This is a genomic window from Xanthomonas sp. SHU 166 (assembly GCF_000364685.1).
Lineage (GTDB): Bacteria > Pseudomonadota > Gammaproteobacteria > Xanthomonadales > Xanthomonadaceae > Xanthomonas_A > Xanthomonas_A sontii.
The window spans coordinates 1-5343 of sequence record NZ_AQOJ01000261.1 but is presented as its reverse complement, the minus strand read 5'-3'; the positions used below and the strand labels follow the sequence as shown (position 1 = coordinate 5343).

Sequence of the window (5343 nt, the reverse complement as noted above, 5' to 3'; positions counted from 1 at the left end):
CCGCCGCCGGCGGCGCGGCGACGGCAGGCGAGGCCAGCGCGAGGGTCAGGCAAAGGGATCCTGTAAACGTTTTCATATCGGGGCGAACAGCCTCTTCAGCAGATGACGGGAAGGCGCATCGGGGGAGTCGGGGGGAGGGTGGAACCGCGCGTCAGGACGGTGCTTCGTCGCTGCGCATGACCGGGTACAGGCGGTAGCGCTCGTCCCAGGAACTGTGGCGGCGGTAGAAGAACTCCAGCCGCGCCTGCGGATCCTTGGCGAAGGCCGCGTCGTGTTCGAGCTTGTCCTCGAACTCGGCCTTGAGCGCCGGGTCGCTGGCCAGCATCTGCCGCGCCACGTCCTCGGCGACGTAGTCCTCCATGTACTCGGCGCGCTCGAACGCGCTGTTGAACTCGCCCCATTGCAGCAGCGAGTCCGGCGCCTGCGGTTCCAGCAGCGCCATCAACAGCCGCGCCTTGGGCTGGGCGATCGGCACGAACAGCGCGCCGGCGCCGACGGCGCGGGTCTCCGGCTTCCAGGCGCCGGCGACGCTGAGCCGCTGGTGGCCTTCGGACGAGCGGGCGGCGAAGCTGGCGGTGTCGGCGCGGAAGGTCTGCACCCGCAGGGTGGCGTCGTGCTCCAGCGTGTGGAAGGCGATGCCGTGCTGGCGCAGCTTGGTGCCGACCAGGGCGGCCTGCGCCGCCGGCACCAGGTAGCCGGCGCGCGGCGCGGCGACTTCCACGCTGGGCACGACCTGGTCGCGCAGCGGCACCCGCCAGAGTTGCGGGGTGCGCTCGTCGTAGCGGGTCATCAGCGCGCCGGACACCGGCGAGGGCGTGCGCGTGTAGGCGTAGCCGCGGAAGTCCACCAGGTGCGAGGCGTCGGTGGTGCGGTAGTCCAGCGCCACGGTCTTGCCGCCCAGCGCTTGCGCGCGGGCGTCGGCGGCCAGCGCGTCGGCGCGCCACTGCGCACCGTGCCGCGCCACCTGCTGCAGCACCGAGACGATGGTGTTGCGGGTGATGCGCACGCGCTCGGGGTAGCGCTTCCACGAATGCGTTTCCACCAGCATGCCGAAGCGGTTGCGCAGCTGGAAATAGCCGTGCGAGAAGCGCGGCGTCGGCACCCCGTCCTCGAAGCCGGAGGCCGGGTCGTCGTTGACCACGAAGGAGGGGTAGTAGGGCAGCGGCAGCGAGCCCTGCCGCTTCAGATCGGCCAGCACGCTGTCGCGCAGGCGCAGGCCGTCGCCGCGCAGCGCGGTATCGCCGGCGTGCAGCGGTTCCACCTGGATCGACACGTCGTGCTCGAACTGCGCGCCGTCGGTGACGTGCAGATCCACATACACGAGCGGGTCCCACTGCTCGACCAGGCGCAGCATCGCCTGCATCTCCGGCGCGTCGGCCTTGACGTAGTCGCGGTTGAGGTTGAGGTTCTGCGCGGTGGTGCGCCAGCCCATCTGTTCCGGACCACGCTGATTGGGCCGGTTCCAGGCGCCGAAGCGCTCGTGCCCGTCGACGTTGAACACCGGTACGAACAGCCACACTTGCTTGTCCAGCGCGACGCGCGCGGCCTGGCCGTCGAGCAGTTGGCGCAGCGCCAGGAAGCCAGCGTCCTTGCCGTCGATCTCGCCGGCGTGGATGCCGCCCTGGATCAGCACCACCGGCAGCTTGCGCGCCTGTGCGGCCGCCGGATCCAGTGCGCCGGAGGTGGATACCGCCAGCGCCTTCATCGGCCGGCCTTCCGGGGTGGTGCCGAAGTCGAAACAGCGCACCGCCTGTGGATAGCGCTGCGCGAAGGCATCGCACAGCGCGATGGTTTCGGCGTAGCGGCCGGTGCGCGCGAATCCGCTGCGCTCGGCTTCGGTGGACAGGCCCGCCTCGCTGGCCAGCGACGGCATGCTGCAGAGCAGCATCGGCAGCAACAGGGTGGCCAGCCAGGGTCGGATCATCTCGGCACCGTCTCGGGACAGGCCACCATGATGCGGGCAGCGCGCCGATTGCGAAAGCACCTAGGGCGTGTCCTAGCGGTTCGATTCGCCGGAACGATCGGGTAACCTTCTGAAAATTTTGCCTGGACGAGGGCCCGTGAGCAGCCAAGCCACCACGAGACACGCCGCATGAGCGCGGCGCAGGAGCGCACCGCCGCGCGCATGCCGCGGCAGATTCCGTACATCATCGGCAACGAGGCCTGCGAGCGCTTCAGCTTCTACGGGATGCGCAACATCCTGGTGCAGTTCCTGATCACCTCGCTGCTGCTGCAGGAGGTGACGGCGCCCGGCCGCGAGGCCGAAGCCAAGCACATCATGCACAGCTTCATGATCGGCGTGTACTTCTTCCCGCTGCTCGGCGGCTGGCTGGCCGACCGCTTCTTCGGCAAGTACAGCACCATCCTCTGGTTCAGCCTGATCTACTGCGTGGGGCACCTATGCCTGGCGCTGTTCGAGGGCCATCGCAACGGCTTCTTCCTCGGCCTGGGCCTGATCGCGCTGGGCGCGGGCGGGATCAAGCCGCTGGTGGCCTCGTTCATGGGCGACCAGTTCGACCAGGGCAACAAGCACCTGGCCAAGGTGGTGTTCGACGCCTTCTACTGGATCATCAACTTCGGCTCGCTGTTCGCCTCGCTGCTGATCCCGCTGGCGCTGAAGAACCTGGGGCCGGCGTGGGCGTTCGGCATCCCCGGCATCCTGATGCTGGTGGCGACCCTGGTGTTCTGGGCCGGGCGTCACCGCTACGTGCGCGTGCCGCTGCCGCCCAAGGATCCGCACGGTTTCGCCCAGGTGGTGCGCACCGCGCTGCTGCGGCAGGCGCCGGGGCAGGGGCGTCCCGGCCTGGCCCTGGCCGGCGTGGCGGTGCTGCTGGCGCTGGCGACGTTCGCCCTCGTGCCGACCCTGGGCCTGGTGATCTGCCTGTGCCTGGCGCTGGTGTTGCTGCTGGCCGGCATCGGCGGCGGCACCTGGTGGCAACTGGAGCGCGCCCGCGCGCTGCATCCGGACGCGGCGGTGGACGGCGTGCGCGCGGTGCTGCGGGTGCTGGTGGTGTTCGCGCTGGTCACCCCGTTCTTCTCGCTGTTCGACCAGAAGGCCTCGACCTGGGTGCTGCAGGGCCAGCAGATGCAGATGCCGGCGTGGTTCAGCGCCTCGCAGATGCAGGCGCTGAATCCGGCGCTGGTGATGCTGCTGATCCCGTTCAACAACCTGGTGCTGTATCCGCTGCTGCGCCGGCGCGGCTACGAGCCGACCGCGCTGCGGCGGATGACCGCCGGCATCGCCTTCAGCGGCCTGGCCTGGATCGTGGTCGGCACGCTGCAGGTGATGATGGACGGCGGCGACGCCCTCTCCATCGCCTGGCAGATCCTGCCGTATGCGCTGCTGACCTTCGGCGAAGTGCTGGTCTCGGCGACGGGCCTGGAATTCGCCTACAGCCAGGCGCCGCAGTCGATGAAGGGCGTGGTGATGAGTTTCTGGAACCTCACCACCACCGTCGGCAACCTGTGGGTGCTGCTGTCCAACGCGGCGGTGCGCAACGACCGCGTCACCGCGCACATCGGCAGCACCGGGCTCAGCGAGACCGCGTTCCTGATGTTCTTCTTCGCCGCCTTCGCGTTCGTCGCCGCACTGCTGTTCGGGCTGTACGCGCGCCGCTACCGCATGGTCGACCACTACCGCCCCGCCTGAGACCCCGCATGCCCTCCGTCACCCCCGTCAACCTGATCCTGATCGTCCTCACCGTGCTGGTGTCGTGGGCGGCGTTCAACAACCGCCGACTGCTCGACCGGCTGATCCTGTGGCCGCCGGCGATCGACCGCCACAAGCAGTACGACCGACTGGTGACCTACGGCTTCATCCACGCCGATTTCCCGCACCTGCTGTTCAACATGGTCACGCTGTACTTCTTCGGCGGCCCGATCGAGGTGCTGATGGAGCGGCTGACCGGCAACATGCTGGTGTATCCGCTGTTCTACCTGTCGGCGTTGGTGGTCTCGATCCTGCCCAGCTACCTGAAGAACCAGAAGAACCCCAACTACATGAGCCTGGGCGCCTCCGGTGCGGTGTCGGCGGTGCTGTTCGCCTTCATCCTGATGGCGCCGTGGACCGGGATCTTCTTCTTCTTCATCCCGATTCCGATCCCGGCGATCCTGTATGCCGTGTTCTATGTCGGCTACAGCATCTGGATGGACCGCCGCGGCGGCGACAACGTCAACCACAGCGCGCACCTGGCCGGCGCGGCGTTCGGCGTCATGTTCCTGCTGATCATGGAGCCGTCGGTGCTGCAGCACTTCCTGGGCGAGCTGGCGAACCCGCGCTTCGGGCGCGGCTGATCCGCGACGCGGTGGCGTCCGCACGGGCGTGCGGCGCCGCGCGATCGGCGCATCTCTCATTCGCTGCGCTAGGTAAGCGCCGTGGCGCCGATGCGGTCGTGGGCACGCATCGCGCATGGAGCAGATGGCGGTCCGTCAGACCGCCCTCTGGGTTCAGCGGGTCTGCTGCCCGCGCAACTGCACCTTGGCGCTGCCGATGGTGGCGTTCTCGTAGGTGCGCTTGAGGCGCTGGTAGACCTCGTCGTCGAGCTGCAGGAACTCGCCGCCCTGGTGGTCGCCGCTGACCGACAGTTGGAACAGCCCTTCCAGCAGGGAGGCGTTGTGGTCGCCCTGGTCGTATTTGCTCTCGGTCTCGCTCATGCGCGTGGTTCCCTAGTTGGATCGCTGCGTGATGGGAGGTGCAACTCCCATGCCAGGTTTTCGGCCTGTCCTGGTGGTATCGGCCGCGCGCGGCACGACTTGAGCGGCGTACGGTTGACGCGCCGCGTCGGCGGCGTGACGCCCTAGGGCAGGTGTTTCACATCGCCGCGGCAACCCGCAGCGGACACTGCATGCTCCGCGACACATCCACTTGCCCATGTCCGCACCGAACGTCCCGATCGCGCACGATCCGCAGCAGCACCGTTTCAGCCTGCAGGTCGACGGCCATCGCGCCGAACTCAACTACGTGCTGGAGCAGGGGCGCATGGTCATCACCCATACCGGGGTGCCTGGCCCGATCGGCGGGCGCGGGCTGGCGGCGCAACTGGTCGCCGCCGCGTTGGAGCATGCGCAGGTGCAGGGCTGGAAGGTGGTGCCGGCGTGTTCGTACGCGGCCGTGTTCATCCAGCGGCATCCGCAATACGCGGCGCTGCTCGATTGAGCATTGGGCACCGCAACGGCGCGATAATGCGCGCCACTTTTACAGGCATTGCAGGAACAGGGGCAGTCGACGTGAGCAGGGCAGAGACGATGGGCAACGGGCGGATGGCATGGACGGCACTGGCGGTCGCGGCGGCGCTGGCACTGGCCGGCTGCAAACGCGAGGAACCGGCTGCCGCACCGGCGCCA

At 68.6% G+C, this 5343-nt stretch carries 5 protein-coding genes; 3 read left to right on the top strand and 2 right to left on the bottom strand.

The features are described from left to right. Nucleotides 1–151: 151 nt before the first annotated feature. Nucleotides 152–1924 (bottom strand): M14 family metallopeptidase, encoded by a 1773-nt coding sequence (locus D180_RS08445; protein ID WP_017912454.1) that lies wholly within the window; start codon nt 1922–1924, stop codon nt 152–154. Between the two features lie 168 nt (nt 1925–2092). Between D180_RS08445 and D180_RS08440 the strand changes: the two genes are divergently transcribed. Both D180_RS08440 and D180_RS08435 read left to right on the top strand, forming a co-directional pair. Further along, on the top strand, nt 2093–3649 hold the full coding sequence (locus D180_RS08440; protein ID WP_017912453.1) for an oligopeptide:H+ symporter: 1557 nt from the start codon (nt 2093–2095) through the stop codon (nt 3647–3649). Nucleotides 3650–3657: 8 nt separating this feature from the next. After that, entirely contained in the window at nt 3658–4293 is a 636-nt protein-coding gene (locus D180_RS08435; protein ID WP_017912452.1) for a rhomboid family intramembrane serine protease, read from the top strand. A gap of 153 nt (nt 4294–4446) precedes the next feature. Here the strand turns inward: D180_RS08435 and D180_RS08430 are convergent, their stop codons facing one another. Further along, nucleotides 4447–4653, bottom strand: coding sequence for a hypothetical protein (locus D180_RS08430; RefSeq protein ID WP_017912451.1), 207 nt, complete (start codon nt 4651–4653; stop codon nt 4447–4449). A gap of 217 nt (nt 4654–4870) precedes the next feature. Between D180_RS08430 and D180_RS08425 the strand changes: the two genes are divergently transcribed. Next, a complete protein-coding gene (locus D180_RS08425; RefSeq protein ID WP_017912450.1) occupies nt 4871–5155 on the top strand; it encodes a GNAT family N-acetyltransferase in 285 nt (94 codons plus the stop codon). The last annotated feature ends 188 nt before the right edge of the window (nt 5156–5343 follow it).